General features: G+C 68.2%; 14 protein-coding genes. 10 read left to right on the forward strand and 4 right to left on the reverse strand.

All coding sequences use genetic code 11. The features are described from left to right. From AC5WJ1_RS13895 to AC5WJ1_RS13910, 4 genes are all read right to left on the reverse strand, one after another. Positions 1-1923, reverse strand: coding sequence for a chorismate-binding protein (locus AC5WJ1_RS13895; protein ID WP_494476166.1), 1923 nt, complete (start codon positions 1921-1923; stop codon positions 1-3). A 229-nt stretch (positions 1924-2152) separates the two neighbouring features. Continuing rightward, the gene (gene dnaJ, locus AC5WJ1_RS13900; protein ID WP_135705891.1) at positions 2153-3298 is read right to left on the reverse strand and encodes a molecular chaperone DnaJ; all 1146 of its coding nucleotides are present in this window, start codon (positions 3296-3298) and stop codon (positions 2153-2155) included. 171 nt (positions 3299-3469) lie between these two features. Next, on the reverse strand, positions 3470-5413 hold the full coding sequence (gene dnaK, locus AC5WJ1_RS13905) for a molecular chaperone DnaK (protein WP_133092263.1): 1944 nt from the start codon (positions 5411-5413) through the stop codon (positions 3470-3472). 247 nt (positions 5414-5660) lie between these two features. Then, positions 5661-6215 (reverse strand): cob(I)yrinic acid a,c-diamide adenosyltransferase, encoded by a 555-nt coding sequence (locus tag AC5WJ1_RS13910; protein ID WP_135705892.1) that lies wholly within the window; start codon positions 6213-6215, stop codon positions 5661-5663. Positions 6216-6497: 282 nt separating this feature from the next. On the opposite strand from AC5WJ1_RS13910, the gene AC5WJ1_RS13915 reads away from it, so the two are divergent. The 10 genes from AC5WJ1_RS13915 to AC5WJ1_RS13960 all read left to right on the forward strand — a co-directional run bounded on the left by AC5WJ1_RS13915 (position 6498) and on the right by AC5WJ1_RS13960 (position 16144). After that, complete coding sequence (locus AC5WJ1_RS13915) at positions 6498-7928, forward strand: FAD-binding oxidoreductase (protein WP_133092265.1); 1431 nt, start codon at positions 6498-6500, stop codon at positions 7926-7928. A gap of 10 nt (positions 7929-7938) precedes the next feature. Further along, complete coding sequence (locus AC5WJ1_RS13920) at positions 7939-8829, forward strand: LysR substrate-binding domain-containing protein (protein WP_494476167.1); 891 nt, start codon at positions 7939-7941, stop codon at positions 8827-8829. 21 nt (positions 8830-8850) lie between these two features. Further along, positions 8851-9366, forward strand: coding sequence for a GNAT family N-acetyltransferase (locus AC5WJ1_RS13925; RefSeq protein ID WP_135706305.1), 516 nt, complete (start codon positions 8851-8853; stop codon positions 9364-9366). Positions 9367-9584: 218 nt separating this feature from the next. Next, positions 9585-11108, forward strand: coding sequence for an FAD-linked oxidase C-terminal domain-containing protein (locus AC5WJ1_RS13930; RefSeq protein ID WP_135705893.1), 1524 nt, complete (start codon positions 9585-9587; stop codon positions 11106-11108). Between the two features lie 10 nt (positions 11109-11118). Continuing rightward, positions 11119-12045, forward strand: coding sequence for an ion transporter (locus AC5WJ1_RS13935; protein ID WP_135705894.1), 927 nt, complete (start codon positions 11119-11121; stop codon positions 12043-12045). Between the two features lie 50 nt (positions 12046-12095). Beyond that, entirely contained in the window at positions 12096-13199 is a 1104-nt protein-coding gene (gene glcE, locus AC5WJ1_RS13940) for a glycolate oxidase subunit GlcE (protein ID WP_133092270.1), read from the forward strand. A 49-nt stretch (positions 13200-13248) separates the two neighbouring features. Continuing rightward, a complete protein-coding gene (glcF, locus tag AC5WJ1_RS13945) occupies positions 13249-14502 on the forward strand; it encodes a glycolate oxidase subunit GlcF (protein ID WP_135705895.1) in 1254 nt (417 codons plus the stop codon). An 85-nt stretch (positions 14503-14587) separates the two neighbouring features. Then, entirely contained in the window at positions 14588-14965 is a 378-nt protein-coding gene (locus tag AC5WJ1_RS13950; protein ID WP_434033414.1) for a CidA/LrgA family protein, read from the forward strand. After that, the gene (locus tag AC5WJ1_RS13955) at positions 14962-15687 is read left to right on the forward strand and encodes an LrgB family protein (RefSeq protein WP_133092273.1); all 726 of its coding nucleotides are present in this window, start codon (positions 14962-14964) and stop codon (positions 15685-15687) included. The genes AC5WJ1_RS13950 and AC5WJ1_RS13955 overlap by 4 nt, the downstream gene beginning before the upstream one ends. A gap of 85 nt (positions 15688-15772) precedes the next feature. Then, on the forward strand, positions 15773-16144 hold the full coding sequence (locus tag AC5WJ1_RS13960; RefSeq protein ID WP_195431942.1) for a VOC family protein: 372 nt from the start codon (positions 15773-15775) through the stop codon (positions 16142-16144). Positions 16145-16154: the final 10 nt, after the last annotated feature.

The following is a 16154-nucleotide window of genomic DNA, read 5'->3' on the forward strand; positions in this document are numbered from 1 at the left end:
CTAGATGAGCGTTGCCGGCATTGCGCCGCGCAGTGCACTGACTACCACGACGGCGTCGGCACGCGCCAGCATGGCACGAGTGATGACGCCCTCCTCTACCGTTTCACCGGGCGCGCCAAGTGCCGCGCCGCCTTGCTCCAGCACGACCGCGCGCATCACCCCGGGCAGGATGTCGGCCGACAGCGGCGGCGTCAGCCAGCGGCCATCGATGCGGACGAAAACCGAACTGCGCCCGCCTTCCAGCAACTCGCCACGGGTATTGAAGAACAGGCGGTCGAAGCCGCCGGCGCGCTCCGCGGCTTGCCAGCCGGCGTCGTAGACGGCGCGGGCGCTGGTCTTGTGGCGGCGCAACGGATCGACGTCGGGCAATGTTTCGGGCGCCAGGTCGACCGAGACGGGCACCGGCAACGGCACAACCGCGCCGCTGGAGATGGACAGCGTGCCCGCCTTGTCCAGCGCCATGCGCAGGCGCCAGGTACCGGCGCCAAGTTGCCCGGCCTGCGTCACCGCCGCTGCCCGTGCAGCGTCGGCATCGAAGGCAAACCCGAACGCACGCGCCGAATTTCCGAGGCGCGTAAGGTGGCGGTCCGCGTGCAGGCATTCACCGTCCTGCACACGCATGGTCTCGAACAGCGTGAAGCCGGGATCGAGCCGCGTCAGGAAGCGCGCCTTCCAGCCGCATTCCGCGAATTCCTCGGCGGCCACGCTGTCGTGGACGATGCCGCCGCCGACGCCCATCTCGCCGGAACGCAGCCCGCTGGCCGCTGGCGGCGCCAGCACCAGGGTGCGGATTGCCACGGACAGCGCAAACGGGCCCATGGCGGCACCGGCTTGCGGGGCATCGATCCAGCCGATCGCGCCGGTGTAGAGGCCGCGCGGCGTGCCTTCCAGCGCGGCGATGATCTCCATGGTGCGGCGCTTGGGCGCGCCGGTGATCGAGCCACATGGGAACAGCGCCGCCATCAGCGCGCCGAAGCCGGTCCCTGGACGCGCCGTGGCGGTGACCGTCGAGGTCATCTGCAGTACCGCGCCGAACGGCTGCACGGCAAAGCGCTCGGGCACCGCCACGCTGCCCGGCTGCGCGATGCGGCCCAGGTCGTTGCGCAGCAGGTCGACGATCATCACGTTCTCGGCGCGGTTCTTGGCATCGGCGGCGAGCGCGGCCGCGGCCTGCGCGTCGCGCTGCGCATCGCCCGAACGCGGCGCGGTGCCCTTCATCGGGCGCGTCAGCAGGTGGCCGCCGCTGTCGTGGCGCACGAACAGCTCCGGCGACAGCGACAGCACCCAGGCGTCGCCCGGCAGCCGTGCCAGCGTGCCGTAGGGCACCGGCTGCGCGGCGCGCAGCGCGGCGTACAGCGCCAGCGGATCGCCGAAGGCATGGAAGCGCAGGCGCTGGGTGTAGTTGACCTGGTAGGTGTCGCCGGCCTCGATCCACTGGTGGATGCGGGCGATGGCGTCGTCGAAGGCTTCGCGCGGAGTATCGGAGGCGACGTCCATCAGGCCGGCAGGCGCAGGTGTGGCGTTACCCTGGAGCCATTCAGTCACGGCCGCGCCGTCGAGGTGGCGCAGCTCGCGGAACCAGAGCAGGCGCAGCGCACCGTCATGGCACGGCATCGTCCCGCCGGTGTGGACCGGGGCGTCGACCAGCGCGCCGCCGAACTCGTAAGGGGCGAACAGCGTGGCGTGCCAGCCTTGTCGCCAACCTTCGGCGAGCATCGCGTCGAGCCGGGCGGTATCGCTGCCAGCGGGCAGTACGTCTTCGTGGAGGAAGCTGGTGTAGAGACGCGATGCGGCCTGTGGCACCGGGGCAGTGGCGTCATCGAGAAGGACGAAGACCTCTCCTTGGGCTGAGGGCGTGCTCCCCTCTCCCGCTTGCGGGAGAGGGGCCAGGGGTAAGAGCGGGGGCTGGATGCTGGCTACCACGGGAAATCGTCAGGGAAAACTGGACTGCCGGCACGGCCGGCATGATGTACTAGGATGCATTATCGCGCGCGACGGGGTGGTGGGCGATGGAGGCGCCTGCCCTCTCCCCCGGCCCCTCTCCCGCAGGCGGGAGAGGGGAGAAAACCGGCGGCTTTTTGAGGGACAGCGCCGCACCAAAAACAAAACCGGCCACGCTCTCACGTGGCCGGTCTCATACCGCCAGGCCGGATCAGCTGAAGAAACTCTTCACCTTATCCAGCCATGATTGCTCCTGCGGGCTATGCCGCGAACCGCCCTCGTGCACCGAGCGGTCAAACTGGCGCAGCAGTTCCTTCTGCGACTCGGTCAGCTTGACCGGCGTCTCCACGTTCACATGCACGTAGAGATCGCCCGGATAGCCCGAGCGCACGCCCTTGATGCCCTTGCCGCGCAGGCGGAAGGTCTTGCCCGATTGCGTCGCCTCGGGCACCGGGAAGGTGGCCTTGCCGTTCAGCGTCGGCACTTCCAGGTCGCCGCCCAGCGCCGCGGTGGCAAAGGAGATCGGCATCTGGCAATGCAGGTCGTCGCCGTCGCGCTCGAACACCGCGTGCTGCTTGATGTGGACTTCCACGTACAGGTCGCCCGGCGGCCCGCCGTTGATGCCCGGCTCGCCGTTGCCCGACGAGCGGATGCGCATGCCTTCGTCGATGCCCGCCGGGATCTTCACTTCCAGCGTCTTCTGCGACTTCAGCTTGCCCTGGCCGTGGCACTTGGTGCACGGCTTGGGAATGAATTTGCCGCTGCCGTGGCACTTCGGGCAGGTCTGCTGCATGGTGAAGAAGCCCTGCGACACGCGCACCTGGCCGGCGCCGTGGCAGGTCGGGCAGGTCTCGACGCTGGAGCCCGGCTCCGCGCCCTTGCCGTGGCAGTGGTCGCAGTCGTCCCAGTGCGGCACGCGGATCTGCGCCTCGTGGCCGTGCGCGGCCTGCTCCAGGCTGATCTCCATGCTGTAGCGCAGGTCGGCGCCGCGATAGGCCTGCGGGCCGCCGCCGCCGCGGCGACCACCCTGCTGCTGGCCGAAGATATCGCCGAAGATGTCGCCGAAGGCTTCGGCGAAACCGCCGTAGCCCTGCGCGCCGCCGAAGCCGCCGGCCATGTTGGGGTCGACGCCGGCGTGGCCGTACTGGTCATAGGCCGCTTTCTTCTCCGAGTCGGAAAGCATCTCGTAGGCCTCTTTGACCTCCTTGAATTTTTCCTCGGCGACCTTGCCGTCCTTGCCCTCCGGATTGCGGTCCGGGTGGTACTTCATCGCGAGCTTGCGATAAGCCTTCTTGATTTCGTCGTCGCTCGCGTTCTTGCCTACCCCGAGCACTTCGTAATAGTCACGTTTTGCCATGGTGGCTCAAACCTTTTTGGCCGGCACGCGCATGCGGCGCTCCACCGGCGAATAGCAAAAAAGCCGAGCGAGGCATCCGACGGCGGTTTCCCGCTGGGTCCGATGGCCGCGCCCGGCGTCGGGGCGGGAGCGGTGCCGGCCAGTGCCTGCACCGCCGCCCGCGTGTCCCGATTACTTCTTGTCGTTGACTTCCTTGAATTCGGCGTCCACAACGTTGTCGTCCTGCGGCTGGGCCTGCTGCTGCGCGCCGGCACCTGCCGCACCCGCTGCGCCCTGCTCGCCGGCCTTGGCCTGCATGTCGGCGTAGACCTTCTCGCCCAGCTTCTGGCTGACTTCCGACAGCGCGTTGACCTTGGCATCGATCTCGGCCTTGTCGCCGCCGCGGGCGGCGTCTTCCAGTTCCTTGATCGCGGCTTCGATCTTTTCCTTCTCGCCGGCTTCCAGCTTGTCGCCGTATTCGGTGACGGCCTTCCTGGTCGAGTGGATCAGCGCGTCGGCCTGGTTGCGGGCATCAGCCAGCTCGCGGGCCTTCTTGTCTTCCTCGGCGTTGGCCTCGGCGTCCTTGACCATGCGCTGGATCTCGTCTTCCGACAGGCCCGAGTTCGCCTTGATGGTGATCCGGTTTTCCTTGCCGGTGGCCTTGTCCTTGGCGCCCACGTGCAGAATGCCGTTGGCGTCGATGTCGAACGAGACTTCGATCTGCGGCGTGCCGCGCGCTGCGGGCGGAATGCCTTCCAGGTTGAACTCGCCCAGCAGCTTGTTGCCCGAGGCCATTTCACGCTCGCCCTGGAACACCTTGATGGTCACGGCCGGCTGGTTGTCGTCGGCGGTCGAGAACACCTGCGCATGCTTGGTCGGGATGGTGGTGTTCTTGGTGATCATCTTGGTCATCACGCCACCCAGGGTCTCGATCCCCAGCGACAGCGGCGTCACGTCCAGCAGCAGCACGTCCTTGCGGTCGCCCGACAGCACCGAGCCCTGGATCGCGGCACCGACGGCCACGGCTTCATCCGGGTTCACGTCCTTGCGCGCTTCCTTGCCGAAGAACTCCTTGACCTGCTCCTGCACCTTGGGCATGCGGGTCATGCCGCCGACCAGGATCACGTCGTCGATGTCGCTGACCTTGACGCCGGCGTCCTTGATCGCGGTGCGGCACGGCTCGATGGTGCGGGTGATCAGCTCTTCGACCAGCGACTCCAGCTTGGCGCGGGTGATCTTCAGGTTCAGGTGCTTCGGACCCGAGGCATCGGCCGTGATGTACGGCAGGTTGATCTCGGTCTGCTGCGAGCTCGACAGTTCGATCTTGGCCTTTTCCGCGGCTTCCTTCAGCCGCTGCAGCGCGAGCACGTCCTTGGACAGGTCGACGCCCTGGTCCTTCTTGAACTCGGCGATGATGTAGTCGATGATGCGCTGGTCGAAGTCTTCGCCGCCCAGGAAGGTGTCGCCGTTGGTCGACAGCACTTCGAACTGCTTCTCGCCGTCAACGTCCGCGATCTCGATGATCGAGATGTCGAAGGTACCGCCGCCGAGGTCATACACGGCGATCTTGCGGTCGCCCTTCTCGTTCTTGTCCAGGCCGAAAGCCAGCGCGGCCGCGGTCGGCTCGTTGATGATGCGCTTGACGTCCAGGCCGGCGATGCGGCCGGCGTCCTTGGTCGCCTGGCGCTGCGAGTCGTTGAAGTACGCCGGCACCGTGATCACGGCTTCGGTCACCGGCTCGCCGAGGTAGTCCTCGGCCGTCTTCTTCATCTTGCGCAGGACTTCGGCCGACACCTGCGGCGGCGCCAGCTTCTGGTCGCGCACCGACACCCATGCGTCGCCGTTGTCGGCCTTGACGATGGAGTACGGCATCAGGCCGATGTCCTTCTGGACTTCCTTCTCTTCGAACTTGCGGCCGATCAGGCGCTTGACCGCGTACAGCGTGTTACGCGGGTTGGTCACGGCCTGCCGCTTGGCGGGCGCGCCGACCAGGATCTCGCCGTCTTCCATGTAGGCGATGATCGACGGGGTGGTGCGGGCACCTTCCGAGTTTTCGATGACCTTGGGGGTATTGCCCTCCATGATCGCCACACAGCTATTGGTGGTACCGAGGTCGATACCGATGATCTTACCCATTATTCTCTCCTCTTGAGCCATCGCCATCCGCGCGGCTGCAATTCAACCTGAGGCCGAAATGTGGCCGCCCGGGGTCTTTTCAAGGGCAGAAACGGCAAATCCGAGTAAATTTCTCGGATTTTGCGTTTCCTCAACGGCATTTGCGGCCGGGGCTTGAGCCCAAGCCCTCGGCCGGCGACAAAAAAATGCCGCCGACTTAACTTGCCGCCCCGCTTCCTGCCTGGCTTGCTGCGTAACTGGCCGCGACTCAGCCTCCCTGCCGGTCGCGCTGCCACAGAACGTCGGAGCCGCCGCCGGCCCGGTTCAGCACCCGCGCCAGCACGAACATCAGGTCAGACAGCCGGTTCAGGTATTGGCGCGGCGCCTCGTTCAGCGGCTCGGCCGCGCCCAGCGCCACCAGCGCGCGCTCGGCGCGCCGGCACACGGTGCGGCACACGTGGGCCTGGGCCGCGGCGCGGCTGCCGCCGGGCAGGATGAATTCGGCCAGCCGCGGCAGGTTGGCGTTGTAGTCCGCCAGCCAGGTGTCGAGCTGCGCCACCTGCTCGGGCTTGAGCAGGGTGTAGCCGGGGATGGAAAGCTCGCCGCCCAGGTCGAACAGGTCATGCTGGATATGCAGCAGCGCGGCGCGCACGTCGTCGGGAAGCGTCTCGGTCAGCAGCACGCCGACGTGGCAGTTCAGTTCGTCGACGTCGCCGATGGCGGCGATGCGCAGGCTGTCCTTGCCGGTGCGGGTGCCGTCGCCCAGGCCGGTGGTGCCGGCATCGCCGGTGCGGGTGGCAATCTTGGACAGGCGGTTGCCCATGCCGGTCTCCTCTTGGCTGGTAAGCGTGTGGGGGGAAATGGGGCATTATCGCGCCGGAGCGCAGGGATGCGCCATGCGCGCGAGGGGCTGCCCCCGCTTCCGCCCGCTTGTGCGGCTATCGGCCAGCCCGGCGCCGGCCAAGGGTGCATGAGCCGCCGCGCGGCGTAGAATGCCGTTATTCGTCCATTCGCCAACCGGGTCGCGCCCCGCCTGCCTTTCCGGACCACAAAACCGGAACGCCACCGCCGGCAACCTCGCCGCGCCGACCCGCCGGAGACCCGCATGAACCACCCCACGCCGCCCGCCGCGCTCGAACGCCGCCCCCTGCCGCCCGCCTTCAGCGAAGCCCTCGCGGCGCGCTTCGGCGAGCGCTTCACCACCTCGGCCGGCGTGCGCGAGCACCATGGGCGCGATGAATCGCCGTTCCCGCCGGCCGCGCCGGATGCGGTCGTGTTCGCCCACAGCACCGACGAAGTCGCCGAGGTGGCGCGCCTGTGCAACCACCACGGCGTACCGCTCATTCCCTACGGCGCCGGCTCGTCGCTGGAAGGGCACCTGCTGGCCGTCGCCGGCGGCGTCAGCCTCGACCTGTCGCAGATGAACCGCGTGCTGGCGGTGCAGCCCGAGGACCTGACCGTGACCGTGCAGCCCGGTGTCACGCGCAAGCAGCTGAACCAGGAAATCAAGGACACCGGCCTGTTCTTCCCGATCGACCCGGGCGCGGACGCGTCGCTGGGCGGCATGTGCGCGACGCGCGCCTCCGGGACCAACGCGGTGCGCTACGGCACCATGCGCGAGAACGTGCTGGCGCTGACCGTGGTAACCGCCGATGGCCGCGTGATCCGCACCGGCACGCACGCGCGCAAGTCGTCGGCCGGCTATGACCTGACCCGCCTCTTCATCGGCAGCGAAGGCACGCTCGGCATCATCACGGAGGTCACGGTGCGGCTCTACCCGCAGCCGGAGGCGATCTCGGCCGCGGTGTGCGCCTTCCCCAGCATGGGCAGCGCGGTGCAGGCCGTGATCCAGACCATTCAGCTTGGCGTGCCGGTGGCGCGTGTTGAATTCGTCGATGCGCTGGCGATCCGCGCCATCAACCGCCACGACAACCTGACGCTGCCGGAGACGCCGCACCTGTTCTTCGAATTCCACGGCACCGAGGCCGGCGTGCGCGAGCAGGCCGAGACCGTGCAGCAGATCACCGCCGAGCACGGCGGCCAGGGCTTCGAGTGGGCCACGCGCCCCGAGGACCGCAGCCGGCTGTGGAACGCGCGCCATACCGCGTACTTTGCGATGCTGCAGCTCAAGCCCGGCTGCAAGTCGGTCACCACCGACGTGTGCGTGCCGATCTCGCGCCTGGCCGAGTGCGTGACTGAAACCGAAAAGGACCTCAACGCCTCCGCCCTGCCCTGCCCGATCGTCGGCCACGTCGGCGACGGCAATTTCCACGTGGCGATCCTGGTCGACCCGGACAAGCCGGAGGAAATGGCCGAGGCCGAGGCCATCAACCAGCGCATCGTCGAACGCGCGCTGGCGATGGGCGGCACCTGCACCGGCGAGCACGGCGTGGGGCTGCACAAGCAGCGCTTCCTGGTGAAGGAGCACGGCGAGGATGCGCTCGACCTGATGCGCGTGATCAAGGACGCGCTCGATCCCAACCATATCCTCAACCCGGGCAAGATCTTCAGTGCCACGCGCGGCGGCGCGCACTGAACCGGCCGGCATGGCTTCCATGTTCAACCGCGTCCCGCCGCTGCACCTGCTGATCGCCTTCGAGGCCGCCGCGCGGCTGGGCAGCTTCGCGCGCGCGGCCGAGGAGCTGTCGGTCACGCCCAGCGCCGTATCGCACCGCATCAAGAACCTCGAGGAGCTGTGGGGCGACGACCTGTTCGTGCGCGCCAACGCCGCGCTGCGGCTGACCGCGGCCGGCACGCGCTACCTGCGTAACGTGCAGGACGCGCTCAAGTCGCTGAACGAGCTGGCGCGGCCCGAGTACAACAAGCTGCGCACGCGGCTGCGCGTGGCGATCCCGCCGACGTTCGGGCGCCAGCACCTGGTGCCGCGGCTGCCCGAGTTCGGCGCGCTGTACCCGCACATCGACCTGGAACTGCACCTGGCGATCCCGTTCCTCGACGTCAAGGCCGAGGACACCGACGTCGAGATCCGCTACGGCACCGGCCGCTACCCCGACCTGAAGACCACGAAATTGCTGGTCGAACCGGTGTTCCCGGCATGCGGGCGCGAATACTACGAGCGCGTCAACGGCCGCGCCATCACCAAGCCCGAGCACCTGCACGGCCTGGTGCTGCTGCGCAGCCCGCTGGAGCCGTGGAAGCCGTGGTTCGAGACCGCCGGACTGGACTGGCCCGAGCCGCAGACCGGGCCGCAGTTCAACGACATCGGCCTGATGCTGGAAGCGATCGCATCCAACCAGGGCGTGGCGCTGGTGCGCCAGCGCATGGCGCGGCACTGGCTGTCGCTGGGGCAGATGGTGCGGCTGCTCGATATCGAGTCGGTATCGCCGCACGGCTATTACATCGTCGAGCGCGAGCAGGCGCCGCTGAAGCCCGAGGCACGCTATTTCGTCGACTGGCTGCTAAGCCTGGACTGGTAGGAGACCGCCCGTATGCAGAACCTGGAGATCCGGCTGCTGACCCCCGCCGATGCCGAAGCCTTCCATGCGCTGCGCCTGCAGGGCCTGGCCGAGGCGCCGGAAGCCTTTGCCGCCAGCCTGGAAGAAGAACGGGACCTGTCGCCGGAAGTGGTGGCGCAGCGCCTCGCGCCGAGCGCCGACAAGGCCGTATACGGCGCCTTCGACGGCACCGCACTGGCCGGCGTGGTCGGCATCATGCGCGAGCCGCGCCGCAAGCACTGGCACAAGGCATCGATCTTCGGCATGTATGTGGCGCCGGGCTGGCGCGACAGGAAGCTCGGGCGCGCGCTGATGGAGCGCGTGCTGGAGCAGGCCGCCGCCATGGAAGGCGTGCGCCAGGTGATCCTGTGCGTCAATGCCGGCAGCGCCGGTGCGGTGCGGCTGTACGAATCGCTTGGCTTCGAGCGTTTCGGCCTGGAGCCCGACGCGCTGTATGTCGCGCCGCACTTCTACGACAAGCTCGACATGGTGCTGCGGCTGCCGGCCCCGGCACGCTGAGGCGGGGGCGCCGCATTTCCTGCACTCGCCGGCCGGTGCTACGCTGAAACCGGGGCCGGTGCCTGCCTGGCCATGATGAGCATTTTTGATCGGCTTGCCATGCGGAATTCACGTGCCTGGTGGTGCCCGCGGCATGAGGGCTGCGCTATAGTCAGCCGTCCCGTCAGCCGTCCCCACGGCGGGCCGCCCGCCGGCCCGACCAGAGTCCAGGAGTCGCCATGAATGCCCCGCACGAAGCCCGCACCCTCGCCACCGAAGGCACCGCAGGCGCGCAGGCCACCGCCGAAGGCCGCCGCAATGCGCTGCTAGCCGGCCTGGCGCAGATCCTGCCGGACGCCGCGCTGCTGTCCAGGCCGGAGGACACCGTGCCCTACGAGTGCGACGGCCTCGCCGCGTACCGCCAGGTGCCGATGGCCGTGGCCCTGCCCGACACCGAGGAACAGGTCTGCGCAATCCTCCGCCTGTGCCACAAGCTGGGCGTGCCGGTGGTGCCGCGCGGCGCCGGCACCAGCCTGTCCGGCGGCGCCATGCCGATCGCCGAGGGCCTGGTGCTGTCGCTGGCCAAGTTCAAGCGCATCCTGTCGGTCGACCCGTATTCGCGCACCGCGGTGGTCCAGCCCGGCGTGCGCAACCTGGCCATCTCCGATGCCGCCGCGCCCCACAACCTCTACTACGCGCCCGATCCCTCCTCGCAGATCGCCTGCACCATAGGCGGCAACGTCAGCGAGAACTCCGGCGGCGTGCATTGCCTGAAGTACGGCCTGACCGTGCACAACGTGCTGCGCGTGCGCGCCGTGACCATGGAAGGCGAGGTGGTGGTGTTCGGTTCGGATGCGCCCGATTCGCCCGGCCTGGATCTGCTAGCCGCGGTGATCGGCTCCGAAGGCATGCTGGCCGTGGTCACCGAGGTGACCGTGCGCCTGATCCCCAAGCCGCAGCTGGCGCAAGTCATCATGGCGTGCTTCGACGACGTCGAGAAAGGCGGCAATGCGGTGGCCGACGTGATCGCCGCCGGCATCATCCCGGCCGGGCTGGAGATGATGGACAAGCCCGCCACCGCCGCGGTGGAAGAGTTCGTGCACGCCGGCTATGACCTCGATGCCGCCGCCATCCTGCTGTGCGAATCCGATGGCACGCCCGAGGAAGTGGCGGAAGAGATCGAGCGCATGAGCGCGGTGCTGAAGGCGTCGGGCTGCACCCGCATCGTGGTCTCGCAGAACGAAGCCGAGCGCCTGCGCTTCTGGAGCGGGCGCAAGAATGCCTTCCCCGCCGCGGGCCGCATTTCGCCGGACTATTACTGCATGGACGGCACCATCCCGCGCAAGCACATCGGCACGCTGCTGCGCCGCATCGAAGAGATGGAGCGCAAGTACGGCCTGCGCTGCATCAACGTGTTCCATGCCGGCGATGGCAACATGCACCCGCTGATCCTGTTCGATGGCTCGGACCAGGACGAATGGCACCGTGCCGAGCTGTTCGGCGCCGACATCCTGGAAGCGTGCGTCGAGCTCGGCGGCACCGTCACCGGCGAGCATGGCGTGGGCGTGGAGAAGCTCAACTCGATGTGCGTGCAGTTCTCGCCCAGCGAGCGCGAGGCGTTCTTCGGCGTCAAGGCAGCCTTCGACCCGGCCCGCCTGCTGAACCCCGACAAGGCCATCCCCACGCTGGCGCGCTGCGCGGAATACGGCAAGATGCACGTCAGGAAGGGACTGCTGCCGCATCCGGACCTGCCGCGCTTCTGAAGCCCGCGCCATGGCCAACGAACGCCGACGCCAGTACCAGGAAGCGGTGGTCCGCCAGCGCCTGGGCCAGCCCGAGACCGGCTGGCGCCAGCGCTGGTACACCATCATCTTCGAGGCCGACACGCGCGAAGGGCGCATTTTCGACGTCGCGCTGCTGATCGCGATCGTCGCCAGCGTAATGGTGGTGATGCTCGACAGCCTGCCCGCCGTCCATGACCGGCTCGGCACGCTGTTCACCGTGCTGGAGTGGGGCTTCACGCTGATCTTCACGGCCGAGTACGTGATGCGCATCCTCGTGGTGCGCAGGCCATGGCGCTATGTCTTCAGCTTCTACGGCATCATCGACTTCATTTCGATCATGCCGACGTGGCTCGCGTTCTTCGTGCCGGAACTGCACTTCCTGATCGACGTGCGCCTGCTGCGGCTGTTGCGCGTTTTCCGGATCCTCAAGCTGACGGTGTATTTCGAGGAAGCGGAGATCCTGTACAACGCGCTGATCAACAGCCGGCGCAAGATCTTCGTGTTCCTGGGCACGGTGTTCATCATCACCGTGATCCTGGGCACGGTGATGTATGTGGTCGAAGGTCCCGAGCACGGTTTCCACAGCATTCCGCTCGCCATGTACTGGGCGGTGGTCACGCTCACCACCACCGGCTTCGGCGACATGGTGCCGAAGACGCCGCTGGGCCAGTTCATCACCTCGCTGACGATCCTGCTGGGCTACGGCATCATCGCCTTCCCCACCGGCATCGTCGGCGCCGAGCTGGCCGCAAGCATCCTGAAGAAGCCGCTGACCACGCGCACCTGCACCCATTGCCTGACCGAGGGCCACGAGCCCGACGCGATGTACTGCAAGCACTGCGGCAGCGCGCTGCCGGATTACCAGAACGACAGGCCTGAAGTCCCCGGCGGCCGCGACGGCAAGCCCGGATCCTGAGCCGCGACGGAAACAATCTCCTCCTCATCAGCCACGCACCACCCACGCATATGCAAGCCACCCTCGACGCCTTCCGCGACGCCGTCAGGCAAGCCACCGAAACCCGCACGCCGCTGCGGCTGCGCGGTGGCGGCAGCAAGGACTTCTACGGCCAGGCACCTGAAGGCCAGGTGCTGGACACGCGCGCCTACGCCGGCATCGTCGACTACGACCCGGCCGAGCTGGTGATCACGGCGCGCTGCGGCACGCCGCTGGCGGAAGTCGAAGCCGCGCTGGCCGGGAAGCGCCAGGTGCTGGCCTTCGAGCCGCCCCACTTCGCGCTGCCCGGCCAGGCCAGCGCGGCCACGCTGGGCGGCGCGGTGGCCGCCGGCTTGTCAGGCCCGCGCCGGCAGTCGGTCGGCGCGCTGCGCGACTTCGTGCTGGGGGCGCAGCTGATGGACGGCAAGGGCGAGGTGATGAACTTCGGCGGCCAGGTGATGAAGAACGTGGCCGGCTACGATGTCTCGCGGCTACTGGCGGGCTCGCTGGGCACGCTCGGGCTGGTGCTGGAAGTGTCGCTCAAGGTGCTGCCCGCGCCGTTCGACGAAGCCACGCTGCGCTTCGAGCTGGCGCAGGCCGATGCGATCCGGCAGCTGAACCAGTGGGGCGGCCAGCCGCTGCCGCTGGCCGCGTCAGCCTGGCATGACGGCGTGCTGCACGTGCGCCTGGCAGGCGCCACCGCGGCGGTGCGCGCCGCATGCGCACGACTGGGTGGCGAGCGTGTCGATGCCGCCGTGGCCACCGCGCTGTGGCAATCGCTGCGCGAGCAGACCCATGCCTTCTTCGCGCCGGCGCACGCGGGCCGCGCGCTGTGGCGCCTGGCGGTGCCGCCGGTCGCCGCGCCGCTGGACCTGCCGGGCCAGCAACTGGTGGAATGGGGCGGCGGCCAGCGCTGGTGGCTGCCCGCCGATGGCGCCACCAGGACCGATGCCGAAAGCGTGCGCGCCGTGGCCCAGGCCGCCGGCGGCCATGCCACGCTGTTCCGCAACGGCGACAAGTCGGTGGGCGTGTTCACGCCGCTGGCCTCGCCGCTGGCGGCAATCCACCGCCGCCTGAAGGCGACCTTCGACCCGGCCGGCATCTTCAATCCGCAGCGCATGTATCCCGGACTCTGATCCGGACCACCCAAGCGTTCCCACGCCCAGGCAAAGACCTCCCCACACCATGCAAACGACCCTGGCCGATTTTCTCCGCAACACGCCCGAAGGCGAGGAAGCCAAATCCATCGTCGGCAAATGCGTGCATTGCGGCTTCTGCACCGCCACGTGCCCGACGTATCAACTGCTCGGCGACGAACTCGACGGGCCGCGCGGGCGCATCTACCTGATGAAGCAGGTGCTGGAAGGCAATGCCATCACCGAAAGCACGCGCCTGCACCTGGACCGCTGCCTGACCTGCCGCAACTGCGAGTCGACCTGCCCGTCGGGCGTGCGCTACGGGCGCCTGGTCGACATCGGCCGCAAGGTGGTCGACGACAAGCTCGAAGCCGAAGGCATCCAGCGCCCCGCCGGCCAGCGCATGGCGCGCTGGGTGCTGCGCGAGGGGCTGACGCGCCCGAAGCTGTTCAGCACCGCGCTGCGGCTTGGCCAGATGGTGCGGCCGATGCTGCCGGGCGCGCTGCGCAACAAGGTGCCGGCGCTGTCGCAAGCCGCCGAAGCCGGCACCTGGCCCCGCAATGTCCACGCACGCAAGATGTTGTTGCTCGACGGTTGCGTGCAGCCGGCGATGTCGCCCAACATCAATGCCGCGACCGCGCGCGTGTTCGACCGTGTCGGCGTGCAACTGGTGGTGGCGCGCGAGGCGGGCTGCTGCGGGGCAATCCGTTTCCACACCGGCGACCACGACGGCGGCCTCGACAATATGCGCCGCAATATCGATGCGTGGTGGCCGCATATCGAAGCCGGCGCCGAGGCTATCGTGATGACCGCCTCCGGCTGCGGCGCGATGGTCAAGGACTACGGGCATTTGCTGCGCAACGATCCAAAGTACGCGGAGCGCGCGCGACGCGTTTCCGCATTGACGCGCGACTTGTCCGAGATCCTGCCGGACTTTGCCGACGACCTGCACGCCCTGGCCGGCGCGGTGCCGCGCGACAGCCGGCGCGTCGCTTACCACCCGCCCTGCACGCTGCAGCACGGCCAGCAGATCCGCGGCAAGGTGGAGGCACTCTTGACCGACCTCGGCGTGGAGGTCAAACTCTGCGCTGACAGCCACCTGTGCTGCGGCTCGGCGGGCACGTATTCAGTGCTGCAGCCGGAACTGGCCTACCGCCTGCGCGACGACAAGCTCGGCAAACTGCAGGCCACGCAGCCCGAAGCCATCGTGTCAGCCAATATCGGCTGCATCACGCACCTGCAAAGCGGTACCGATACGCCGGTGATGCACTGGGTCGAACTGGTCGACCGGATGCTGGGATAACATCCCCCGGCCGGAGCAAGGCCGTGGTTGTCTCCCCTCTCCCGCTTGCGGGAGAGGGGCGAAATGCGCAACCACGACCGCCCCCATGCTCCAGACCTTTGCCATCCTGCTGGTTTTCCAATCCGTCGGGGAGGTGATCAGCTACGCGCTGCGCCTGCCCGTGCCCGGCCCCGTGCTCGGCATGATCCTGCTGTTCGGCTGGCTCGTCTTCGACGACCGCCTGTTGCCCATCATCCAGGGCACCACCAGCGAACTGCTCAAGCACCTGTCGCTGCTGTTCGTCCCCGCCGGCGTCGGCATCATGGTGCACGCCAACCGCATCGAAGGCGAATGGATGCCGATCCTGGTGGCGCTGGTGATTTCCACCTGGCTCGCCATCGCCACCACCGCGGTAGTCACGCGCCTGCTGATGCGCAAGCGCACCGGCGCGCCCAACGCCGGTGCGGAGGGAGAACAGGCATGATGACGCCACGCCTCAACGAGATCTGGGTCTACCTGGCCGCGAGCCCGCTGGTCGGCCTGACGGCCACGCTGCTCGCCTACGTCTTTGCCTTCCGCATCTACGAGAAGTCGCGCTTCTCGCCGCTGGCCAACCCGGTGATGATCGCGGTGGCGCTGCTGGTCACGGTGCTGACCGTCACCGGCACGCCGTACAAGACCTACTTCGACGGCGCGCAGTTCGTGCACTTCCTGCTCGGACCGGCCACCGTGGCACTGGCGGTGCCGCTGTACATGCAGCTGCCCAAGCTGCGCACCCATGTGTTCCCGCTGCTGGCCGGCCTGGTGGCCGGCTCGGTGGTCGCGGTGGTATCGGCGGTCGGCATCGCCTGGCTGCTGGGTGCCTCGCCCGAGACCGTGCGCTCGCTGGCGCCAAAATCCGTGACCATCCCGATTGCGATGGGCGTGGCCGAGAAGATCGGGGGCCTGCCATCGCTGACCGCGGTGCTGGTGATGGGCACCGGCATCATCGGCGCGGTCAGCGCGACCAGCCTGCTGAACCTGCTGCGCATCCGCGACTACAGCGTGCGCGGCTTTGCCACCGGCGTGGCTGCGCATGGCATCGGCACCGCGCGCGCGTTCCAGGTGAACCAGGAAGCCGGCGCCTTCGCCGCGCTCGGCATGGGGCTGAACGGCGTGCTGACCGCGATCCTGGTGCCGGTGATGGCGGCGTGGATGCCACACTGACAGCCTCCTGACAGCACGCTGTCAGCAGCCCCCGCGCATGATGCGAGCTCCTCACTCCCCATCAACCGGAACCAAGGAGCCCGTCATGAGCAACCGTCTGATCAACTGGCTGGAGATCCCTGTCGTCGACATGGTCCGCGCCATCGGATTCTACGAACAAGTCTTCGATACCAGGCTGCGCCGCGAGACCATGAGCCAGGTCGACATGGCCGTATTCCCGCACCCCGATCCCGGCGGCGCGCTGGTTGCCGGCGAAGGCTACCGTCCCAGCAACTACTACGGCACGGTGCCCTACCTGCACGCACCCGAGCTGGACGCGCTGCTGGAGCGCGCCGCGCGCGCCGGCGGCAAGACCGTGTTCGGGCCGCTGCGCCTGCCGGGCGAGATCGGCCGCATCGCGCATATCACCGACAGCGAAGGCAACCGCATCGGGCTGCACGAGCCATTTGCCGGATAAGGGAACCTGT

This window comes from Cupriavidus sp. MEYA8 (assembly GCF_059278825.1).